Origin of the sequence: Cypionkella sp. (genome assembly GCF_030652235.1) — a bacterium.
GTDB lineage: Bacteria > Pseudomonadota > Alphaproteobacteria > Rhodobacterales > Rhodobacteraceae > Cypionkella.
The window spans coordinates 1-17,871 of sequence record NZ_JAUSBA010000025.1 but is presented as its reverse complement, the minus strand read 5'-3'; the positions used below and the strand labels follow the sequence as shown (position 1 = coordinate 17,871).

17 protein-coding genes are annotated in these 17,871 nt (G+C 60.6%); 15 read left to right on the top strand and 2 right to left on the bottom strand.

Going from position 1 to position 17,871, the window contains the following annotated elements; genetic code table 11:
• Positions 1 to 91 precede the first annotated feature (91 nt).
• Complete coding sequence (locus tag Q7V03_RS07595; protein ID WP_304925001.1) at positions 92 to 523, top strand: helix-turn-helix domain-containing protein; 432 nt, start codon at positions 92 to 94, stop codon at positions 521 to 523.
• A gap of 2 nt (positions 524 to 525) precedes the next feature.
• Here the strand turns inward: Q7V03_RS07595 and Q7V03_RS07590 are convergent, their stop codons facing one another.
• Positions 526 to 1,431 carry a LysR family transcriptional regulator gene (locus Q7V03_RS07590; RefSeq protein ID WP_304925000.1) on the bottom strand — a complete coding sequence of 302 codons (906 nt, stop codon included), beginning with the start codon at positions 1,429 to 1,431 and terminating at the stop codon, positions 526 to 528.
• Positions 1,432 to 1,538: 107 nt separating this feature from the next.
• Between Q7V03_RS07590 and Q7V03_RS07585 the strand changes: the two genes are divergently transcribed.
• The 5 genes from Q7V03_RS07585 to Q7V03_RS07565 are packed head-to-tail and all read left to right on the top strand — an operon-like array spanning position 1,539 to position 5,716.
• The gene (locus Q7V03_RS07585; protein WP_304924999.1) at positions 1,539 to 2,252 is read left to right on the top strand and encodes a LamB/YcsF family protein; all 714 of its coding nucleotides are present in this window, start codon (positions 1,539 to 1,541) and stop codon (positions 2,250 to 2,252) included.
• A gap of 11 nt (positions 2,253 to 2,263) precedes the next feature.
• Entirely contained in the window at positions 2,264 to 2,497 is a 234-nt protein-coding gene (locus Q7V03_RS07580; protein ID WP_304924998.1) for an acetyl-CoA carboxylase, read from the top strand.
• A complete protein-coding gene (locus tag Q7V03_RS07575) occupies positions 2,494 to 3,873 on the top strand; it encodes an acetyl-CoA carboxylase biotin carboxylase subunit (protein WP_304925034.1) in 1,380 nt (459 codons plus the stop codon). The genes Q7V03_RS07580 and Q7V03_RS07575 overlap by 4 nt, the downstream gene beginning before the upstream one ends.
• A 9-nt stretch (positions 3,874 to 3,882) precedes the next feature.
• Positions 3,883 to 4,758 carry an allophanate hydrolase subunit 1 gene (locus Q7V03_RS07570; RefSeq protein WP_304924997.1) on the top strand — a complete coding sequence of 292 codons (876 nt, stop codon included), beginning with the start codon at positions 3,883 to 3,885 and terminating at the stop codon, positions 4,756 to 4,758.
• On the top strand, positions 4,748 to 5,716 hold the full coding sequence (locus tag Q7V03_RS07565; protein WP_304924996.1) for a biotin-dependent carboxyltransferase family protein: 969 nt from the start codon (positions 4,748 to 4,750) through the stop codon (positions 5,714 to 5,716). The genes Q7V03_RS07570 and Q7V03_RS07565 overlap by 11 nt, the downstream gene beginning before the upstream one ends.
• A gap of 36 nt (positions 5,717 to 5,752) precedes the next feature.
• Here Q7V03_RS07565 and Q7V03_RS07560 read toward each other — a convergent pair whose 3' ends face one another.
• Positions 5,753 to 6,697 carry an AraC family transcriptional regulator gene (locus Q7V03_RS07560; RefSeq protein ID WP_304924995.1) on the bottom strand — a complete coding sequence of 315 codons (945 nt, stop codon included), beginning with the start codon at positions 6,695 to 6,697 and terminating at the stop codon, positions 5,753 to 5,755.
• A gap of 254 nt (positions 6,698 to 6,951) precedes the next feature.
• On the opposite strand from Q7V03_RS07560, the gene Q7V03_RS07555 reads away from it, so the two are divergent.
• The 9 genes from Q7V03_RS07555 to Q7V03_RS07515 all read left to right on the top strand — a co-directional run bounded on the left by Q7V03_RS07555 (position 6,952) and on the right by Q7V03_RS07515 (position 17,409).
• Positions 6,952 to 8,736, top strand: a complete 1,785-nt coding sequence (locus Q7V03_RS07555) for a hydantoinase B/oxoprolinase family protein (RefSeq protein WP_304924994.1) — start codon at positions 6,952 to 6,954, stop codon at positions 8,734 to 8,736.
• Between the two features lie 12 nt (positions 8,737 to 8,748).
• Positions 8,749 to 10,830: a hydantoinase/oxoprolinase family protein gene (locus Q7V03_RS07550; RefSeq protein ID WP_304924993.1), complete on the top strand. Its 2,082-nt coding sequence runs from the start codon at positions 8,749 to 8,751 to the stop codon at positions 10,828 to 10,830.
• Entirely contained in the window at positions 10,827 to 11,591 is a 765-nt protein-coding gene (locus Q7V03_RS07545) for an ABC transporter ATP-binding protein (RefSeq protein WP_304924992.1), read from the top strand. The genes Q7V03_RS07550 and Q7V03_RS07545 overlap by 4 nt, the downstream gene beginning before the upstream one ends.
• Positions 11,588 to 12,322, top strand: coding sequence for an ABC transporter ATP-binding protein (locus Q7V03_RS07540; RefSeq protein ID WP_304924991.1), 735 nt, complete (start codon positions 11,588 to 11,590; stop codon positions 12,320 to 12,322). Before Q7V03_RS07545 ends, Q7V03_RS07540 begins: the two co-directional genes overlap by 4 nt.
• Positions 12,322 to 13,224, top strand: coding sequence for a branched-chain amino acid ABC transporter permease (locus tag Q7V03_RS07535; RefSeq protein ID WP_304924990.1), 903 nt, complete (start codon positions 12,322 to 12,324; stop codon positions 13,222 to 13,224). Before Q7V03_RS07540 ends, Q7V03_RS07535 begins: the two co-directional genes overlap by 1 nt.
• A 1-nt stretch (position 13,225) precedes the next feature.
• Positions 13,226 to 14,308 (top strand): branched-chain amino acid ABC transporter permease, encoded by a 1,083-nt coding sequence (locus tag Q7V03_RS07530; protein ID WP_304924989.1) that lies wholly within the window; start codon positions 13,226 to 13,228, stop codon positions 14,306 to 14,308.
• The gene (locus Q7V03_RS07525) at positions 14,305 to 15,495 is read left to right on the top strand and encodes an ABC transporter substrate-binding protein (RefSeq protein WP_304924988.1); all 1,191 of its coding nucleotides are present in this window, start codon (positions 14,305 to 14,307) and stop codon (positions 15,493 to 15,495) included. The genes Q7V03_RS07530 and Q7V03_RS07525 overlap by 4 nt, the downstream gene beginning before the upstream one ends.
• 412 nt (positions 15,496 to 15,907) lie before the next feature.
• Positions 15,908 to 16,810 (top strand): protein-methionine-sulfoxide reductase catalytic subunit MsrP, encoded by a 903-nt coding sequence (msrP, locus tag Q7V03_RS07520; protein WP_304924987.1) that lies wholly within the window; start codon positions 15,908 to 15,910, stop codon positions 16,808 to 16,810.
• Positions 16,810 to 17,409 (top strand): sulfite oxidase heme-binding subunit YedZ, encoded by a 600-nt coding sequence (locus tag Q7V03_RS07515; protein WP_304924986.1) that lies wholly within the window; start codon positions 16,810 to 16,812, stop codon positions 17,407 to 17,409. The genes msrP and Q7V03_RS07515 overlap by 1 nt, the downstream gene beginning before the upstream one ends.
• Positions 17,410 to 17,871: the final 462 nt, after the last annotated feature.

Sequence of the window (17,871 nt, the reverse complement as noted above, 5' to 3'; positions counted from 1 at the left end):
TTCAGCCTCTTGCGTTCTTGCGACATGCCACTTGCCGTCTTTGAACCCTAAAGCTAATGTCTCTAGTAACTATAGCTTCAAGAGGTTTCTTTTGCTGACCATCGGGAAATTGGCCGCGGAGACCGGGGTGAAGGTGCCGACTGTGCGGTATTATGAGCAGATTGGCCTGCTGCCGCCGCCCGAACGCAGCCGCGGCAATCAGCGGCTGTATGGCCCGCTGGCACGGCAGCGCTTGGCCTTCATCCGTCATGCCCGCGCGCTGGGCTTTCCGCTGGAGGCGATCCGCGATCTGCTCAGCCTGTCGGACCGACCTGAGCTGCCCTGTTCTGCCGCCGATGCGATTGCCAAAGCCCAGCTTGCCGCCGTGCAGGCGCGGATCACGCAGTTGAAAGCACTGGAGCAAGAGTTGCAGCGCATGGTCGTGCAATGCGCCCATGGCACCATCGCCGATTGTCGGGTGATTGAGGTTTTGGGCGATCACGGCCAATGCGCGCAGGATCATCACACCGCGCCGATTGACTAAACCTATCCCCCGCCGCCCATCGCCACCGACATAAAGGCACGAAACACGGCGGCAGTGGCGGTCAGACCCTGCGATTTGCGCCACGCGAGCCCCACATCCATGCTGGGGATCGTATCAGCCAGGGCGCGTATTTCGATCCGCTGGCCTTCCAGCGACCATGGCCGATACACCATATCGGACAGAATCGTCACCCCGACCCCATTGGCGACCATCGAGCGCACCGCCTCAACCGAACTGGTGGTAAAGCAAACCGAAGGCGCAAACCCGGTCTTCGCCCAATAGCGGCTGGCGGTATCCTTCGCCTCATCCACCGTCAGCATCACATAGGGCTGGTCCGCGACATCGCACAGGGTGATCCGCTCTTGCGACAACAACGGATGCTCGGTCGGCAACCACAGCCGCCTGCGCGAGCGCATCAGAATTTCCTGTTCAAGCCCGGCAGAGTTGGCAAGGTTCGACACCAGCATCACCGCCATATCGAGACTGCCGGTTGCCAGACCTTCCTCAACCGCAAGCCGCGGCATTTCCATCATTTCAAGCTGGATATCAGGATGGGCGCGGCGGAAGCGGGCGTAGTGGCGCGACATGAAATAGCCCGCAACGGTATAGGTGGTGCCCAAGCGCAGCCGCCCCGACACCTGCCGATCCTGCCCCAGCGGCAAACGCTCGGCATCTTCCACCGCCGCCAAGATGTTGCGCGCGTGGTTGAGGAATCGCGCGCCTTCGATCGTCGGCACGACGCCCTGTGCGGAGCGGTCAAACAGCCGTACGCCCAGTTGCGATTCCAGCCCCTGCACGGCGGTGGTGATCGCGGATTGTGAGATGTTTAGCTCCATCGCGGCATGGCTGATCTGCCCGGTTTCCGCCGCCGCCATGAAATAGCGTAACTGTTTCAAGGTTAAAGCCATCGCGTCACCTGTGCATCTGAATTTTAGATAACGAACCACAAAAAACGATATTTTACAATATAACTAACCCGTCGCAGGCTACCTTACGTCAACGCCTTGGGGGAACTATGGCTGTAACCATCAACTGCGACATGGGCGAAAGCTTTGGGCTGTATCGGATGGGCGATGATGCCGGAATGATGCCGTTTATCGACATCGCCAACGTCGCTTGCGGCTTTCACGCCAGCGATTTCGATCACATGCGCGCCACGGTGCGCTTGGCGAAACAGCATGGCGTCAAGGTTGGCGCGCATCCGTCTTTGCCCGATCTGCAAGGCTTTGGGCGGCGTGAGATGAAAATGGGCCGCGTGGAAATGGCCAACTGCATGATCTACCAGATCGGCGCGCTCTGCGGGTTTCTGCGCGCCGAAGGGGTCGAGTTGAACCATATCAAGCCGCATGGCAGCCTCTACGGTATGGCGGCGCGGCAGGAAGATATTGCCCACGCGGTCTGTGACGCCGCCGATGTGTATGGCGTGCCGCTGCTGGGCATGACGGGCACGTTGCACGAAACCATCTACCCCGCGCGCGGTCACGCTTTCATTGCCGAATTCTATGGCGATCTGGAATATCGCCCCGATGGCAGCCTGATCGTCACCCGCGAGCATGATGCCAAAGACCCCGCTTTGATGGCCGCCCGCGTGCGCCGGGCCATGCAAGAAAACCTCGGCACCGCGATAGATGGCAGCGACATATCCGTGCGTTGCGATACGGTGTGCATCCATTCTGATACGCCCAATGCCATCGACATTGCCCGCGCCGTGCGCGCTATCCTTTCTTAACGGAGGCCAAAATGCCCGTCATCCAATCCCCGCTTCCCGGCACCTTCTACCGCTCATCCTCCCCCGACACCCCACCGTTTAAGGCCGAGGGCGATGCGGTGGCGGTGGGCGATGTGATTGGACTGATCGAGGTGATGAAAAGCTTCCACGAGGTGAAATCCGAAGTCGCGGGCAGCGCCATTCATTTCGTGACCGACAACGAAGACCCGGTGATGGCGGGCACGGTTCTGGCGGAACTGTCCTGATGCTGAAAAAGCTGCTGATTGCCAACCGGGGCGAGATTGCGGTGCGGATCATCCGCGCCGCCCGCGATCTGGGGATTGCCACGGTGGCGGTGTATTCCGATGCCGACGCCACCGCTTTGCATGTGCAACTGGCGGATGAGGCGGTGAACATCGGCCCGCCAGCGGCGAAGAAAAGCTATCTGAACATCGCGGCGATTCTGAAGGCGGCAGCGGAGACGGGCTGCGATTCCGTGCATCCGGGCTATGGCTTTCTGGCCGAAAATGCGGGCTTTTCCGATGCGGTGACGGCGGCGGGTCTGATCTTTGTTGGGCCCTCCGGTGATGCAATCCGGCTGATGGGCGACAAGGTTGCCGCGCGGGGTGCGGCCCATGCGGCGGGGGTGCCGATTGTGCCCGGATCGCTCGGGCGGGTGGACAGTATCGACGCGGGGCGCGCGATTTTGGCCGATACTGGCTTTCCGGTGATGATCAAAGCCGCAGCGGGCGGTGGCGGGCGCGGCATCCGCATCGCGCAGGACTTGGCTGCGTTTGAACAAGCCTTCCCGCAAGCGCAGGCCGAGGCTTTGGCGGCCTTTGGTGACGGTGGCCTTTATATGGAAAAGGTCATCACCAAGGCGCGGCATATCGAGGTGCAGGTGCTTGCCGATGGCACCGACGCCATCCATTGCTACGAGCGCGAATGTAGCCTGCAACGTCGCCGCCAGAAGGTGTGGGAGGAAGCGCCCTCGCGCGCGCTGTCGCCGCAGTTGCGCGATGAGCTGTGCAGCAGTGCTGTGCGTCTGGCGCTTGCGGTGAACTACTCCGGCGCGGGGACAGTGGAATATCTTTATGACGAAGACGCCGACCGCTTCTATTTCATCGAGATGAACACACGGATTCAGGTCGAACATCCGGTGACCGAGATGATCACCGGCATTGATCTGGTCGCTGAAATGCTGCGCATCGCGGGGGGCGAGCCTTTGCGGCTGACCCAAGCGGATGTCACCGTCAAAGGCCATGCCATCGAAGTGCGCCTGAACGCCGAAGACCCCGCCCGCGATTTCGCACCCTTCCCCGGCACGGTGGACAGCTTGCGCATCCCCGGTGGCCCCGGCGTCCGCTTCGATTCGATGCTGTACCCCGGCTACACTGTACCGCCGTTCTACGACTCGCTTCTGGCCAAGCTGATCGTTCATGCCGAAACCCGCGAGGCGGCGATCACCCGCATGGCCCGCGCACTGTCGGAATTGCAAATCGTCGGGTTGAAAACCACCAAGCCGCTGTTTCAGGCGCTGGCCGCCGACCCTTCGGTGCAGGCAGGCGATTTTCACACCCGTTGGCTGGAAGGCTGGTTGGAACACCATGCCGCCCGCCTGACCCCCAATCTTGAACCGTAGGAGAAGCCCATGTCGATCCGTTTCAGCTTTGGTGGCGACGAACACATCTTCGCGGAGGTTTCGGAAGAAATGTCGCTTGAGGCTTTTTTTACCAGCCTGTCGATGACCAATGCGGTCAAGCAAGCAGGGATACGCGGCGTGACCGAGATTTGCCCAGCCAACGCCAGCTTTCAGGTCAAATACGACCCCGACCAGATCAAGCCCGCCGACCTGCTGCGCGAATTGCAGTCGATGGAGGGGGCGGCGAGCAAATCCGACGCCACGCTGAAAACCCGCATCATGGAAATTCCGGTCTATTATCAAGACCCGTGGACGCATGAGACTTTGATGCGGTTTCGCGAGCGTCACCAAGACCCCAAAGCCACCGATCTGGAATATGCCGCAGCGGTGAACGGTCTGGGCAGCGTTGAGGATTTCGTGCAGGCGCATTCCAGCCAGCCGTGGTTTGTCTCGATGGTGGGTTTCGTCGCTGGCCTGCCGTTCCTGTATCAGATGGTGGAGCGTAAACGGCAGTTGCAGGTGCCGAAATACCTGCGCCCGCGCACCGACACGCCAAAGCTGACCATCGGTCACGGCGGTTGCTTTAGCTGCATCTATTCGGTGCGGGGCGCGGGCGGTTATCAGATGTTCGGCGTCACGCCGATGCCGATTTATGATCCGAACCAGCAGGTGAGCTATCTGCAAGAGGAGATGTGCCTGTTCCGACCTGGTGACATCGTGAAGTGGAAGCCGATCAACCGCGATCAATATGACGCGGATATTGAGGCGGTGAATGAGAATAAATTCCTGCCCACCATCCGCGAGGCCAGCTTTTCGCTGACCGAGTTCAACAAAGACATCGATGCCACCAATGCCAAGCTGATGGAGGTTCTTCATGGCCGTTAAGATCCTTACCCCCGGCCTGTCGACCACCGTGCAAGACCTTGGCCGTCCCGGTTATTATCACCTCGGCATCCCGATTTCCGGCGGGATGGACCGCTTTGCGTTGCGCGCCGCCAATATGCTGGTCGGCAATGATGAAGGCGCCGCCGTGCTGGAAGCGGTGTTCATGGGGCCAGAGATTGAGTTCACCACAGCCGCGACGGTGGCGGTGACGGGCGGTGACCTGCCGCCCAAAGTCAACGGCGATGAACGCGCGACATGGGAGGCTTTCCCGGTGAAAGCCGGTGACAAGCTGTCGTTTGGTTTCCTGAAATCCGGCGCGCGGGCCTATATTGCCGTCTCAGGCGGCATTGATGTGCCGCTGAAACTTGGCTCACGCTCCACCTACACTTTGGGCGCGCTGGGCGGGCATGACGGCCGTGCGCTCAAGGCGGGCGATAGGTTGCCGCTGGGACAGGGCGGCTCGGGCAAAGGCTCGGTTCCCGCAAACCTGCGCCGTGGTCCGGGTAATCCGGCAGAGTTGCGGATGCTGCCGGGGCTATATTGGCACCGCGTCACGGCCGAGGCGGGCAAACAGTTCTTCGCCGACACCTGGAAAGTCGCCCCCGAGGCTGATCGCATCGGCTACCGCTTCAAAGGCGGCAAAGCGCTGGATTTCGTGCCCCGCACACCGCCGTTCGGGGCGGGGTCGGACCCGTCGAATATCGTCGATGCCTGCTATCCCTACGGCTCGGTGCAAGTGCCATCCGGCACCGAACCCATCGTGCTGCACCGCGATGCGGTGTCGGGCGGCGGCTATATGATGCTGGGCACGATCATTTCGGCGGATATGGACCTGATCGGCCAGTTGCAGCCGCACAGCCCGGCGCGGTTTGTCGAGGTGACGTTGGATCAGGCCCTTACCGCGCGCCATGATCGCCAAGCCGCGATTGCCCGCGTCCGCGCCCATCTCCAGCGCTAAGGAAAGGGGGGGACGATGCGCATCACCGTTTCCCCTTCACCCCTGCGCCCGCGCTTCCTTCGGGGTGATGCCATAGCGCTGCCGAAATGCGCGGCTGAACTGCGCCTGATCAGCAAAGCCGCGGGCATAGGCGATCTCGCCAATCGCACGCTTATCCCGCGGGTTGCCCAGATCTTCGCGCGCCGCAGCCAGACGCTGATCGCGGATCCAACTGCCCAAGGTCTGATTGGTGTCGCGCAGCAATTCGTGCAGATAGCGCACCGAGACCCCACAGCCTGCCGCCACCTCATCCGGCCCCAGATCGGGGTTGTCGATATGGCGGCGCACAAAGCTTTCGATCCGCGCCAAATGCGCCATCCGCACGGTCGATCCGCCCGAACTCAGCACGCGTTCATCCGACTGCAAAGCCATCGCCAGCAAATCCGCCAACTGCCGCCCGACCATGCTGCGGGCTTCCTCGCTCATCGCGTCATAGCGCTGCGGGATCAGATGCACCATGTCCACGAACAGCCCGTTGGCACCGTTGGTGGCATCAAACTGCAAGCTGCAAAACCGATCCGGCGCGCGCACCCGGCCGCCCAGCATGGCCAGCGACAGCTTCATCACCCACAGATCGGCGGGTTCGGCATGGCTGAACTCATAGGGTTCATGGCTGCGCTCGATGAAAAACGCGCCGGGATTGGCGCGCACCTCGCGCCCGCCTTGGGCAAACAGCAGTTCAGATTTCGCGGGCAGAGTAACCAGAAATTCCTCGGGGCCTTGGATCTGCAAATGCTTCGGCAGGCGGCGGTACATCAGGGCGTCAGAGGTCAGCCGCGACAGCGACACCTCACCCAATTGCCACATGCTCAATTCGCCATCAAACGCCTCGGGGCGGCGGAAGCTAAGGTCCAGCGGGAAATAGGCCTGCCCAATCGCCTCGTGCCAATGACGGCTGCGCGCGGCCAGATCAATGCCTTTGGTAGTGATGGTGGTCTTCATCGCAGCCTCCGCAGTTTCCACAATCTGGCCACGCAATATTCTTTCTGTAAAGCGCCGCTTTCGCGCAATTTGTCAAAATGCGCTCTGCGACAAAAACCCGTGCACTTGGGGCAAAGACGCCTGCCCCCCGCGCCGCCTAGCCTGACCGCTGCAACGGTGCAGAAGACGCCGCGCAACGGGGAGTTTTTGCGGAAGTCTCGGGCAATTTGCCCGAAAGCCCCCCTTTTGCGCCGCGCATTTGAAGGGGAATAGGCATGGCCAGCGCCACACCATCCGCCACGAAGGTTGATCCGATCACGCTATCGGTGGTTCGCGGCATTCTGGAAACCACGCAGCGCGAAATGACGCTGAGCCTTGAGAAAACCGCGCGCTCGTCGGTGTTCAATTTGGCGCATGATTATTCCACCGCGCTGTTCAATGCGCGGCCCGAGATGATCTTGCAGGGGCAGGATATTCCGATCCACCTTGGCAGTCTGATCCCGGCGATGAAGGTGGTGGCGGGCTATTTTGAGGGCGACATCTTTGAGGGCGATCTGCTGATCCACAACGATCCGGCTTGGGGTGGCAGCCACGCGATTGATACCTGCTTTTACAAGCCGGTGTTTTACAAGGGAAAGCTGAAGTATTGGACCGTCTGCAAAGGCCATCTGACTGACATTGGCGGCCCGGTGCCTGCGGGCTATAACCCCAATGCCAAGGACATTTACGCCGAATGTCTGCGCATCCCGCCGGTGAAAATCTGGGACCGTGGCGTGCCGCGTAAGGATGTGCTGAACTTCATCTTCACCAACATGCGGGCGCGGCGCGACCAAGAGGGCGACTTTAATGCGCTGATCGGGGCCTGTCAGGTCGGCGAGCGCGCCTTGATCGCGATGCTGGATAAGTATGGCGAAGACGTGGTGGATGCCTGCATCGACACGCTTTTGGACATGGCCGAAAAGCAAATGCGCAGCCTGATTTCCACCGTGCCCGACGGCACCTATGAAGGCTCGGCGATTGTTGAAGATGCGGGCCATGGCTTTGGCGATCTGACCATCACCGCGACGGTGACGATCAAGGCCGATACCTGCCACATCGCAATCTCTAGCCCGCCGCAAATCCCTTATTTCATCAACAGTTATGAGGGAAATTCCTACTCCGGCGTTTACCTTGGCTTGATGATGTTTGCGCAACTGCCGCCACCGTACAACGAAGGCCTGTATCGCTGCATCTCGGTTGATATGGGGCCGAAGGGGACGCTGTGTAACGCCCGCGAACCCGCGCCGCATATGAACTGTACCACCACGCCGATGGAGACGCTGACCGATGCGGTGCGGCTGGCGTTTGAGAAAGCCGTGCCGTCGAAGGTTTCGGCCAGCTGGGGCCATGCCAACGGGCTGAACATCGCCGGATGGGACAAGCGCCACGACGAGGAATATGTGACGATGGTGCTGGCCACCATCATCTCAGGCGCGGGGGCGACGCCTGCGCAAGACGGCTGGCACGCCTGTGGCCCGGAATGCTGCTTTGGCGCGCTGACTTCGGGTGACGTGGAGTTGCTGGAATACAGCTATCCGATCATCATCCACCGCTATTCTTTGATGACCGATAGCGGCGGTGCGGGCAAATTCCGTGGCGGTTCCGGCACCGCGTGGGAGGTGGAGCCGCTGAGCGATGACATGACCTTCATCACCTTCGGCGAAGGCCGCCGCATTCCGGCTGTGGGCGCGGCGGGGGCAGCCTCGACCATGATTGATGAGAAGGTCGGGCGGCTGGAACTGGTGGAAGGCGACCACTCTGAGACCATCCGCGAGAACGTGATCAAGGTGATCAAACCCGGTGATCGGATCACCAACATGAACCCCGGCGGTGGCGGCTATGGCAACCCGATGGATCGGGCGGTGGAAAAGGTGGTGTGGGATATCAAGAACGGCCTTGTCTCGGTGAAGGGGGCGGAAGCCGATTACGGCGTGATCGTCACCGATGCCGAAAGCCTGACCGTCGATATGGCGGCAACCGAAACCCTGCGTGCGCGTCGCCGCGCCGTGGCCGCGAACTAGGAGGGCGCTACGATGAAGACCGATTACCGTTTGGGCATTGATGCCGGTGGCACCTTCACCGATTTCGTCCTCGCCGACCAAACCGGACAAGTCCGGCTGTTCAAGGCGCTGTCCACCCCGCAAGACCCGACCTTGGCGATCAAGAACGGCCTTGCTTTGATGACCGAGGAGTTGGGGGTTTCCGCCACCGAGATCATCTCGAATTGCGATCTCTGCATCAACGGCACCACCGTGGGCCTGAATGCGCTGATCCAGCACAAGGGCGCGAAAACCGGGCTGATCTGCACGGCGGGGCATGAGGACAGCTTGGAAATCCGCCTTGGTCACAAGGAAGACGGCTACCGCTACGACCCCGATTACCCGCCCGCCACCATGTTGGTGCCGCGCTACCTGCGCCGGGGCGTGCGCGAGCGTATCCTATCCAATGGCGAAATCCGCACGCCCTTGACCGAAGCCGACGTGCGCGCCGCCTGCGAGATTTTCCTTGCAGAAGGCGTCGAAACCGTGGCGATCAGTTTCGTCTGGTCGGTACTGGACCCCAGCCATGAACGCCGCGCGGGCGAGATCGTGCGCGAGATGATGCCGGGGGTGATCCTGACGATGGGGTCCGAGCTTTACCCACAGGTCCGCGAATACACCCGCACCTCGACAGCGGTGGTCAACGCCTACCTCGCGCCCATTATGAAGCGCTATGTCACGGCGGTGGATGCCTATTTCCAACAGCTCGGCGCGAAACAACCTGTGCGCTATTACCAATCCAACGGCGGGCTTGCGATTGGGCAGGCAATGACGGATCGGTCGGTTTACGCCATCAACTCCGGCCCCGCCTCGGCCCCTGCGGCGGGCCTTTATGTCTGCGCGCCGTTCGGCAAAACTGATGTGATCACGGTGGATATGGGCGGCACCTCGTTTGACATCACGCTGACTAAAGACGGCTCGACCAATATCAACAAGAACATCGACTTCCTGCGCTACCGCATCGGTGTGCCGATGATTCAGGTCGAAACTCTTGGCGCAGGCGGCGGCTCGATCGGCTGGATCGACGAGATGGGTCTGCTGCAAATGGGTCCGCAATCGGCGGGGTCCGATCCGGGGCCTGCCTGCTACGGCCAGGGCGGGCAACTGCCGACGGTGTCGGACGCCAATATCGTGCTGGGCTATCTGAACCCGGATGGCCTTGTCGGCGGCCGTCTGCCGCTGGATGCGCAAAAGGCCTATGATGCGGTGAAAAGCATCGCTGATCCTTTGGGCCTGTCGGTGGAACGCGCCGCCTATGGCATGTTCACCATCGTCAACGCCAACATGGTCAATGGCATCCGCCGGGTTACGATTGAACGCGGCTATGACCCGCGTGATTTCGTGCTGGTGGGCGCAGGTGGAGCGACGGCGGCGCATATCACGGCCCTTGCCGCCGATATGGGCATCGACACGATTGTCTTGCCGAAACTCGCCTCGGGCTTGTGCGCCTTTGGTCAGATCATCTCGGATGTGAAGTATAACTACATGGCGACCGCCGTGCTGCGGCTGGACAATGATGCCGCCTACACCCGCATCGACCAGTTGTTCACCGAGATTGAAGCCCAAGGTATCGCCCATCTGACATCCGATGGCTTTGCCGCAGGCAACACCCTGATCAAGCGCAGTCTTGATATGCGGTATGTCGGCCAAGTCCATGAATGTACGGTGGAAATTGGCAACTTCCCGGTGAACGCGCAGACCATCGACCAGATCAAAGCCGCCTTCCACGCCCGCCACGAACAGCTTTACACTTATTCGGAACCGCATTCGACGGTCGAGGTGGTGAACATCGAAAGCACGGTTTACGGGCTGGTCGATAAACCCAAGCGGATGCACATCGCCGCCGGAAAAGCCACTGATCAGGCGATCAAGGCCTACCGCGATGCGGTGTTCTCCGCCGATGGCAGCCGCACCCGCACGCCGATATACGAGGGCGGCGCCTTGGGCGCGGGGGCCGAGATCAACGGCCCTGCGGTGATCGAAGAAGTCACCACCACCATCGTTATCGAGCCGGGGTGGAGCGCGACTTTAGACGCCTCCGGCTCTTATCTGATCACCCGCAAGGAGAAAAAATGAGCCAACTCAGCGCAGACAAGCTGTCGGTTGCCTTCGCGGGGCTGAAGGCCCTGTCGGATGTTGATCTGACGATCACGCCCGGACTGATCACCGGGCTGATCGGCCCGAATGGTGCGGGCAAAACCACGCTTGTCAACGTGCTGACCGGGTTTCAAACCCCCACGGGCGGGGCGGTGTCGCTGGACACTGCCTCGGCCAAACTGAACCTGTCTGGCCTGAAGCCGTATGAGATCAGACGCCGTGGCATCGCGCGCACCTTTCAAGGCGGGCGGTTGTTTCGCGATCTGGCGGTGATCGACAATCTGGAAGTGACGGGCGTGGGTCTGGGCCAATCGCGCAGTAAAGCGCGGGCAGAGGCCGCCGCGATGCTGGACTGGATCGGCATCGGCGCGCTGCAAAACCGCATCGCCGGAACCCTGCCCTATACCGATGAACGTCGCGTCGCCATTGGCCGCGCTTTGATCGGCAAGCCTGACTATATCCTTCTGGATGAACCCGCCGCTGGCATGTCTGGGCCAGAGGCCGCCGACCTTGCCGCCCTGATCCGGCGCATCGCTGCCGAGATCGGCTGTGGTGTGCTGCTGATCGAGCATAACGTCGGGCTGGTCCTTAGCCTGTGCGATCATATCGTTGTGCTGGACTCCGGTGTGGTGATTGAAACGGGCGTTCCCGCCAGCATCCGCGTCAGCGAGAAAGTCCGCCACGCCTATATGGGCACCGCCGCTGAGACCAACCTTCCGGTATTGGAGGTGCTGGCATGAGCCTGCTTGCGCTATCGAACCTGACCATCCGTTATGGCCGCTTATCGGCGGTGCGCAACGTCACCTTCACCCTGACCGAAGGCGAGATTCTGTTCATCACCGGGCCAAATGGTGCGGGCAAATCCAGCCTTTTGCGCGCCATCGCGGGGGTGACGCCGCCCGCGGGGGGCCGGATTGATTTCGCAGGCCAAGACATCACAGGCCGCGCGCCCGAGGATATCGCCCGCATGGGCCTGTCGATGGTGCCCGAGGGGCGCGAGGTGTTCGGCAGCCTGACTATTGAGGAAAACCTGCTGGTCGGCACGGGGATCCACGCCGCCACCCGCAACTGGCGCAGCCGTGCCGCGACCGAGTTGGAAGCGGTTTACGCCACTTTCCCGATCCTGAAAGACCGTCGCCATTCACAGGCGGGCCTGCTGTCGGGGGGCCAACAGCAAATGCTGGTGATCGGGCGGGCGCTGATGACCAACCCGCGCCTGATCGCGATTGACGAACCCAGCCTCGGCCTTGCCCCCAACATCACCGATCAGGTTTATGAACGCTTGATCGCATTGCGCAGCCATCGTGCGCTGACCTTGCTGATTGTCGAGCAATCTTCAACCCGCGCGCAACTGGTTGGCGGTCGGATGATCCTGATGCGGGGTGGTGAAATCCTGCTGGACGGCGACGCCCGTGCCATGGGCCAATCCGAAGCCATGCAAGCCGCCTATTTTGGATATGGAGAGCATTGATGCAAACCTTGTTTGACGCGCTCAGCCTTGGTTCGCTTTATGCCCTTGGGGCGCTGGGCATCGCGCTGATTTTCGGTGTGATGCGGTTGGTGAACTTCGCGCATGGCGATGTGATTTCGTTTTCCATCTTCGGGCTGCTTTGGCCTTCCGTTGATGCCGTCGCCATCGTGTTCGCGGGCGAATTGCCGTGGTTCCTGCTGATCCCGTTTGTGCTGGCGATGGGGGCGGGCCTGTCGGTGCTGTCGGAAATCATCGTGTTCCGCCGCTTTCGCCGCGCCAATCCGGCGACGATGATGATCGCCTCTTTCGCGCTGGGCTTCGTGATCCGCTATTTCCTGCTGATGCTGTTTTCCAGCCGCCCGAAGTCGATCTCGCTGCTGCCTGCCCTCAGCCAACCCGTTGAAATCCTTGGCGCGCGGATTCCGTTGCTTCAAGTCATCACCATCGCAGCCACCATCGCCATCCTGTTCGCCCTCACCGCCTTCCTGAAACGCACCCGCTTCGGGTTAGAGATGCGAGCAGCAGCGGAGAATTTCACCATGGCCCGGATGCTCGGCGTCCGCGCCAATCGGGTGATCATGGGAGCCTTCGCGCTGTCCGGCGCACTCGCCGCCGCCATCGGCCTGATCCTTGCCGCGCAAACTGGCACCGTCGACATCCAGATGGGCGCGTCGGTGATGCTGATGGCCTTCATCGCAACGGTGATCGGCGGCCTCGGCTCGCTGCCCGGAGCCGTCCTCGCGGGTTTCCTCCTCGGCGCGGCCTCGGTCGTCATGCAAACCGTTCTCCCCATAGACGCCCGCCCGTTCCGTGATGCCTTCGTCTACGGCGCGGTGATCCTCGTGTTGATTTTCCGCCCGCAAGGCCTGATCGCCGCGCGTGGCACGAAAGAGAGGGTCTGACATGTCGGTGATCCGCCGCACCATTTCCACCCCGATCCTGCTGACGCTGATCCTGATCGCCATCGCATTGATCGCGGTCGCCGCAGGCTCGCGCCCGTTTAACCAGACCGTGATCGACATCTTCCTGCGCGTTACCCTTGTCGTCGGCCTCTATATCTTCATCGGCAATTCCGGCGTGATGTCGTTCGGCCATATCGGCTTCACCTGCCTTGGCGCCTACGCCGCCGCATGGCTGACCATGCCGCCGATGATGAAGCAAACCCTGCTGCCGGGCCTGCCCGATTGGCTGATGAACACGCAATTGCCCTACTGGGCCGGGGCAATCTTTGCCGCGATCTGGGCCGCGATCTGGGCGGCGCTGTTCGGTAAAATCCTGATGCGGCTGTCCGGCATCGCGGCATCCATCGCGACCTTTGCCATGCTGGCGATGATCAACACGATCTATTCCAACTGGGAGAGCGTCACTGCCGCCACCTCCTCCGTTGTCGGTATCCCGATCATCCGCTCGATCTGGCCCTATCTGATCGCCGCCATCATCGCGGTGATCGTTGCTTGGGCACACGCGATTTCCCGCGCGGGCCTCGCCCTGCGCGCGGCCCGGGATGAACCCACCGCCGCAGCCGCCTCGGGCATCGATATTCCGAAGCAACGCCTGATCGCCTTCATCCTGTCGGGTGCCGTCATGGGCATGGGCGGCGCGCTGTTCGCCCATTCGATCGGTGTCGTCACCCCCGACACCTTCTACCTCACCCTGACCTTCACCACCCTGTCGATGTTGGTCGTCGGCGGCATCGGCAGCCTGTCGGGCGCGGTGCTGGGCGTGGTGATCTTGTCCAGCCTGATCCAAGCCCTGCGCTGGCTAGAGGCAGGCGTCACCATCGGCACCACCACCCTCGCCATCCCGAACGGGCTGCAAGAGATCGCCTTGGGCATCGTGATGATCCTGATCTTGATCCGCCGCCCCGCTGGCATCATGGCCAATTCCGAACTGCGCTGGCCGCGCTTCCGATCCGAAGCGGCCAACCTACAGAATCCGGGCGAACACCCCGGCAATAAGCCCACCCAACAAGGAGTATCCAAATGAAGACCCTTACCAAACTCAGCCTCGCGCTGCTGGGCGCAACTGCCCTTGTCACCCCGGCGCTTGCGCAAGATGACGACAAGATCATCGTCGGCTTTGCCACCGCCGAATCCGGCTTCATGCAGGGCTATGACAAGCCCGCGCAAGACGCCGCGATGATCCGCATCAAGGAGATTAACGAAGCGGGTGGTCTGCTCGGCAAGCAGATCGAAGTCGTCAATGCCGACACCAAGACCGACCGCGCTGAAGGGGCCAAAGCGGGCCTGTCGGTGATCGACGCGGGCGCTGATATGGTCGTGGTATCCTGCGATTATGACTTTGGTGCCCCGGCGGCATTGGCGGCCGAAGGCGCGGGCCTGCCCTCGTTCTTCCTCTGTGCCGAGTCGATCAAGGCCGGGATTCAGGGCGTTGGCCCGAACTCGTTCTCGGCCTCGGTGTTGGCTGCCGTGCAGGGGGCCACGATGGCCGAATGGTCCTATACCAAGAAAGAAGCCCGCACCTATTACCGCCTGCTGGATACCTGGACCGAGTATAACAAAGGCATCTGCGACGGCTTTGATTACATGCTGCCCAAACTGGAGGGCGCAACACTGGTCGGCGAAGACACCTTCAAGAACGAAGATGCCTCGATTGCCGCGCAGATCACCCGGATCAAATCTCTGCCAGAAGAACCCGATGCGATCATGCTGTGCACCATGATGCCGGGCGCTGTGTCGGCGATCAAACAGATCCGCGCCGCTGGGATCAATACGATGATCCTGAACGGCTCGGGCGTCGATGGGTCTTATTGGCAGTCGGCGGTTCCGGATCTGTCGAACTTCTACGTGCCGGTGCAAGGCTCGGTCTATGGCGACGATCCGAACCCGGAAGTCACCAAATTCAACGCCAAGTATAAAGAAGCAACCGGCGCAGACCCGTCCACCCAATACGTCTATCCCGGCTATGTGATGATCGACGTATGGGCCAAAGCGGTGGAGCGTGCCGGTACCACCGAAACCGCCGCTGTGGTGGCCGAGTTGGAGAAGATGAAGGACGAGCCGACCCTGTTCGGCCCGCGCACCTTCACGTCTGAACTGCACCACCAGAATTCGGCGAAATATCTGATTGTCGATACTGAAAAGGGCAAACCTGCTGTGGTGGATAGCTGGACGATCTCGGCCCCGATCCCGGTCGCGGACCTGATGAAGTAAGAAGTGCGGGCAGCCTTGTTGACGTTGGGCAAGGCTGCCTGTTTCCGCAAACCGTTCCAACCAAGGATCGCTGCGCAAGACCGCCGCTATGCGGCCTAAAGAACCGCAGGGTTAGTAACAATCCGTGGCAAAGCTGCTAAATCCGGCTTTAGCAGATGTCGTAGCGCCTTCTATGGCCATTCATCGGGCAGTTTGTCGGTGAAACTCGGCACAGGATCACGGGTCAAACCTTAACAGATACTTACCGCCTTCCCGTAACAAATTGAAATCGTTACATATCTCAAATGGTCCCAACTCGGGACCACACTCAACCCATATGTTTCAACGCCCTGTCACAGATGTGAGATCAGATGATTTTATCTTTTCCCAATCCTGCGTCATCTTAATCCTCAAGCTTCAGAGGAGACCCGCCATGCCCTACCGCCCCGAATACACCCCCGCCGACATCACGCCGCAGCACCTGTTCCTGAACCGCCGCGCCCTGATTGCCGGAGCCGCCGCGCTTTCCATCGCCAGCCCCGCCCTCGCCCAGATCAGCCCCTATTCCACCGATGAAGCGCCGAACACTTTCGAAGACATCACCACCTACAACAACTACTACGAATTCGGCTACGACAAAGCCGACCCCGCCGCCTACGCAGGCAAGCTGAAAACCGACCCTTGGTCTGTCACGGTGGACGGCCTCGTCGATAACCCCGGCATCTATTCGCTTGCCGACCTGATCGCAGGCCAACCCACCGAGGAACGCATCTATCGATTCCGCTGTGTGGAAGCATGGTCGATGATCGTGCCGTGGCAGGGCTTTCAACTGTCCGGCCTGCTGCAAAAGCTGGGGGTGAAACCGGAAGCGAAATATGTGTCATTCGAAACCGTGGTCCGCCCTGATGAGATGCCCGGCATCAACGGCGGCATGATCGACTGGCCGTATCGCGAGGGGCTGCGGCTGGACGAGGCGATGCACCCGCTGACCCTGATGGCGACGGGCCTGTATGGCAAGCCGATGCCCAACCAGAACGGCGCGCCGATCCGATTGGTGGTGCCATGGAAATATGGCTTCAAGTCGATCAAGTCGATTGTACGGATTAGCCTAGTGGCCGAGCAGCCGGTGACGACTTGGAACACCCTCGCCGCCAACGAATACGGCTTCTATGCTAACGTGAACCCCGAAGTCGATCACCCGCGTTGGAGCCAAGCCTCGGAACGTCGTATCGGCGGCGGCCTGTTTGCAGGCCGCGTCGATACGGTGAAGTTCAACGGCTACGGCGATCAAGTGGCGAGCCTTTATGCAGATCAAGATCTGACGCGGGATTACTGATGCTCAACGTCCTCAACCAAACGGCCCGCCGCATCCCGGCCTATACTATATATATAGCTGGCATAGCGCTGGCGGCTTGGGTGATCTATTCATCGCTCTCCACCCCCGACCCCGCCAAGGTGCTGGAGCGCGATCTGGGCACCAAGGGTCTGCAAATTCTGGTCGCCACGCTCTGCATCACGCCGCTGCGCTGGTATGGCATCAACCTGCTGAAATTCCGCCGCGCTCTGGGGCTGATGGGTTTCATGTTCATCGCCCTGCATCTGATGACATGGGTGGTGCTGGATCTCGCGCTGCGCTGGTCGGAGATTTTGACCGAGTTGACCAAGCGGCCTTTTATCATTGTGGGGATGCTGGCTTTCGTGGCGCTGATTCCTCTGGCCATGACGTCCAACAACGCGATGGTGAAACGACTCGGCGCGTTGCGCTGGAAACGCCTGCATTGGCTGGCCTATCCGGCGACTTTGGCGGGCGCGGTGCATTTTGTGATGATCGGGAAGGTCTACACGCTGGAATCAGCACTTTATTTTGCCGCTGTGGCGGGACTTTTGATCGCCCGCCGCCTCAAAGCCCGGAAAAAGGCACTGCAAACCGCCTGAGTCGCGCCGCAGCGCGGCGATCCGGGGTAAGATTGTTGCGCGAAAGGGGGTGTTCGCGGATGAAGCTTCCGCCAACCCACCGAATTTACGGATAAATTCACAAATCTGTAAAAAAGTAAGTTGAGAGGTGTTTTTTGCTATTGCGGCTTCCGGCGGCTTTCCCTAAACACCGCCTTACCGAAGCGAAATAGTGACGGTGACGAAACGAAACGAAGCGTAAGCGGTTGTTAAGGTTCGGAAAATCTGAAGATAAGGCCTTCGACGAAGCGCTAAGAGTTTAGCGCCCGTTGGAATTTTTGTCAGAGGATAGCTCTTTGAAACTGATAGTAGTTGAAGGGATATGTGGGCGGTTTGGGCGCATCGGCGTCGAAATTGTTAGCATATCTGGGCTAGTAGGGAATTTGCAGCAATGCGAGCTACCGATGATCTAGTTAAAAGCTTCACGGTTTGTGGGTTCTGGTT